4 protein-coding genes are annotated in these 4,075 nt (G+C 67.0%); all 4 read left to right on the top strand.

Annotated features, from left to right (window positions below; translation table 11 throughout):
• Nucleotides 1–179: 179 nt before the first annotated feature.
• On the top strand, nucleotides 180–1,928 hold the full coding sequence (locus tag VD811_06075) for an Ig-like domain-containing protein (GenBank protein ID HXV20538.1): 1,749 nt from the start codon (nucleotides 180–182) through the stop codon (nucleotides 1,926–1,928).
• A gap of 34 nt (nucleotides 1,929–1,962) precedes the next feature.
• A complete protein-coding gene (locus tag VD811_06070; GenBank protein HXV20537.1) occupies nucleotides 1,963–2,613 on the top strand; it encodes an outer membrane beta-barrel protein in 651 nt (216 codons plus the stop codon).
• A 220-nt stretch (nucleotides 2,614–2,833) separates the two neighbouring features.
• A complete protein-coding gene (locus tag VD811_06065; protein HXV20536.1) occupies nucleotides 2,834–3,295 on the top strand; it encodes a (2Fe-2S)-binding protein in 462 nt (153 codons plus the stop codon).
• Nucleotides 3,292–4,075: molybdopterin cofactor-binding domain-containing protein (locus tag VD811_06060; protein HXV20535.1), on the top strand; the 784-nt coding region annotated here is incomplete at its 3' end. The genes VD811_06065 and VD811_06060, both read left to right, overlap by 4 nt.

The raw sequence follows: 4,075 nt of genomic DNA, 5'->3' as shown, positions 1-4,075 counted from the left end.
TTTTTTACCCCGGAACCCGAGCGCCGGCTGGTCCGGATCAACGGCCTCAACCTGCGGGAGGGGGGCAGCAGCGGCGACGGCCTGAGCGTGGTCGAGATCACCCAGGACGGGGTTAAACTTTCTTACGGCGGGAATCGGTTTTTCCTCCCGACCGGCCGACCATAATGTGGAGGGACCCGATGTCAAAACTGCTGTTGCCTGTCCTTGTCGTTCTGCTGGTCCTGCCGGGCCTGCTGGGTTGTGGAGAGGATGACCAACCGACCCGGCCGAACGACTTCATTCCGCTGTCGTCCATCGAGATCGTCTCCCAGAACCCGGCCATCGCCAATCTGACCTCGAACCAGTTTACCGCCAGCGGCAATTTTTCCGGCTTCTTCACCCGGAATATCACCGCCGAGGTTCTCTGGGCGAGCAGCGATCCCGCCGTGGCAACCATCAGCACCATAGGACGCGCCACCGCCGTCAGCCCCGGGACGACGACGATTACCGCGACTCTGGACGGCATCAGCACCAGCTTCGAGCTGGCGGTCAGCGACGCCGTCATCACCGTTCTGGACATCACCCCCCTGCTTCCCAGCACCCCCCGCGGGTTGACCACCCAGTTCAGCGCCGTCGGGACCTTTTCCGACGCGACCAGCCAGGATCTGACTTTTGACGCCGACTGGGCGAGCAGCGCTCCGGCCGTGGCCACCATCGGCAATGCGCCTGGAGACAAGGGGCTGGCCCGCGCCCTCACCGAGGGGCCGACGACGATTTCCGCCGCCTTCGGCGGAGTGACCCAGTCGACGGTGATGACCGTCACCGCTCCGGCCCTGGCGTCCATCGCCATCGAACCGGCCAACGCCTCGCAACTGAGCCTGACCAGACGCGGGTACATCGCCAGAGGCACATTCTCCGACGGCACCTCCCGGGATGTCAGCAGCGAGGTGACCTGGACCTCCAGCAGTCCGTCGGTGGCGGAGATCGAAGCGACCAGCGGCCGGCTGACCGCCCTGGCCCAGGGGAACGTTTCGATCAGCGCCGCGCTCGGCGGTGTATCAGCCACGACCGGTCTCACGGTGACCGGCGGCAATCTGACCAGCATTCAGATCAGCCCGCTCAATCCGACCCTGGTGCACCCGACCAGCACCCTTGCCGGGGCGGTGGGTACGACCCGGCGGATGACCGCCCTCGGCAATTTCAGCAACGGCACCCAGCGGGACATTACCGAAATGGTCACCTGGGAGATCCTGCCAACCGGCTTTGCCCAAGTCGGCAACACCGGCGGCAACGAGGGGGTAGTCGGCACCCTGGCTCCGACGGTCACCCCGCCGACGGTGACCCTGTCGGCCAAATTCGGGACTCTCCTCACCGCCTCGACCAGTCTGAGCGTCCTCTCCGGGACCCTCAGCAGCCTGCAGGTGACGCCGATCGCAAGCAATATCGCGGTCGGTACCTCGACCCGGTTTCAGGTCACCGGCAGCTTCATCGGCGCCCCGACCCAGGACCTGACGCGGGATGCCGCCTGGTCCAGTTCGGCACCCTTGGTGGCCAGCGTCGACACCAGCGACTTCAAGGAAGGCCGGCTGCGCGGCCAGCAGGCCGGCACGGCGCTCATCACGGCAAGCTTCGGCGGTCTGATCTCCAACAACGCCACGCTGACGGTGACCAGTCGTGCCCTGCAAAACCTGAGCATCGCCCCGGTGAACCCGACCACCGGCATCGGCGGCAGCTTGCAGTTCACCGCCACCGCCGGCTACTTCGACGGCAGCAGCCAGATCGTCACCGAAGATGTCACTTTGTCACTGGACAACACCAACGTCGCCATCTTCCCCAATGCGAGCAGGAATCCGGGACTGGTTTACGGGGTCAACCTCGGCACGGCGACGCTCTCTGCCCAACTGGGCGCCGAGCCGGCACAGACCCGCATTATCAACGTCAATCAGTGATGAACCACGCGCTCGCGCGGGCAGGGAGACTACAATGAAGCGCTTGAAATATCTGATGTGCATGCCGCTGCTGCTTCTGGCCCTGTGCGGGCCGGCCTGGAGCGCCCACCAGGGAGTTTACCTCGGGGCCTCTTACGGCATGACTCTGCTCAGCGAGGCCGAGGCGCAGGACGCCCTGGGGACCTTCAATCTCGACTTCGAGCCGGGACAGGTGGCGGCCCTCGCCCTCGGTTACGACCTCGATCCGCAAGGCCTGCTGGGGGACGGGCGGCTGGAACTCGAATACGCCCGGCGCAGCAACGCCCTGGAGGAGGTCGATTTTCTCGAGGGGAAAGTCGACGGGGACGGCGACCTGCGGGCGGAGAGCCTGCTGCTCAATACCTGGGGCGTCTACCGCGGCTTCCGGGGGTGGGTTCCTTATCTCGGCGCCGGCATCGGCGCCGCCCGCCTCACGGCCGACGATCTCAAGGTTTTCGGCCAGCCCCTGGCCGACGACGACAAGGTGGTTTTTGCCTACCAGCTGGGGGTCGGCGTCGATTTCCCCTTGACGCAATCCCTCAGCCTCGACCTCGGCTACCGGTTCTTCGGCACCGCCCGGCCGGAATTCACCGCCGCCGACGGCAGTAAATTCAAGACCCGTTATCTCAGCCACAGTGCTCTGCTTGGCCTTCGCTTCGGCTTTTAACGGCACCGACTGACCATCTCTGCCGTTGCTTCACCGGATTTCCGTTCGCCAGGGCTTCCCGCACCGGGACTGCCAGCAATGCATGCAGCGTCACGGGGTGGAACTCGCCCCAGGGGCCACCGGGCGATCATCGCCAGGTGGCTCTTTTTTCGCCTGCGGCGGAGGATTTTTCTCTTTTCTTGCGGTAGAGTGGACTCAGGGCGAGCAAATGGAGGCTGCCATGATTTCCCTCGAAGTGAACGGCAGGAAGCATGCGCTGGATATCGACCCGGCGACGCCGCTGCTCTACGTGCTGCGCAACGACCTCGGCCTGAATGGCCCGAAGTTCGGCTGCGGCCTGGGGCAGTGCGGCGCCTGCACGGTGCTCATCGACGGCGCGGCCGTCCTCTCCTGCGTGGTGCCGGCCGGCCAGGCCGCCGGCAGGAAAATCGTGACGCTGGAAGGGCTCGGCTCGGCGGAGAAGCCGCATCCGCTGCAGCGGGCCTTCATCGAGGAGCAGGCGGCGCAGTGCGGCTACTGCGCAAACGGCATGATCATGCAGAGCAAGGCGCTCCTCGACCGGACCCCGGACCCGAGCGAGGAGCAGATCCGGCAGGCTCTCGCCGGCAATCTCTGCCGCTGCGGCACGCATGGCGGCATCCTGCGCGCCGTCCGGCGCGCCGCCCGGGAGATGAAGCCATGACCGCCGGGGGAATGACCCGCCGGCAGTTCGGCCAGAGCGTGGCCGGCATCGTCGTCGTCTTCAGCCTGGCGCCGGAGCTCCTCTGGCCGGCCGAGGCGGAGCTCCCCGGCGATCTTGCCGCCACCCCGACGCTCAATGCCTGGCTGCGCATCGATGCGGACGGGAAGGTGACCGTCTTCACCGGCAAAGTCGAGCTCGGCCAGGGAATTCTGACCGCCCTGGCGCAGATCGCGGCCGAAGAGCTCGATGTGCCGCTGACGAGCATTCGCATGGTCTCCGGCCATACCGGGGTGACGCCGGACGAAGGCTACACCACCGGCAGCCGGTCGATCGAAGAGGGCGGCATGGCACTGCGCCATGCCTGTGCCGAAGCGCGGGCGCTCCTGCTCGGGCAGGCGTCGGTCAAGCTCGGCGTGCCGGCGGAGCAGCTCCGGGTCGCCGCCGGCACCGTCACCGCCGCCGATGGCCGCCAGCTGACCTATGGCGAGATCGCGGCGGCCGGCCTGCTGCACCGCAACGCCACCGCCCAGGCTCAACCCAAACCCGCCGCCGCGCACTCCATCGTCGGCACCTCCGTACCCCGTCTCGACATCCCCCCCAAGGTATTCGGCAGTCCCAGCTACGTGCAGGACCTGCGCCTGCCCGGGATGGTGTTCGGGCGCATCGTGCGCCCCCCCGGCCCGCGCGCCAGGCTGGAAGAGGTCGATACGGAGGCGGTCCGGAGCCTGCCGGGGGTACTGGCGGTGGTGCGCGACGGCAGCTTCCTCGGCGTCGTGGCGC

It is taken from the genome of Desulfuromonadales bacterium, assembly GCA_035620395.1.
GTDB lineage: Bacteria > Desulfobacterota > Desulfuromonadia > Desulfuromonadales > DASPGW01 > DASPGW01.
Note: the sequence above shows the minus strand (reverse complement) of the source record. Positions and strands in the feature narration are given on the sequence as shown.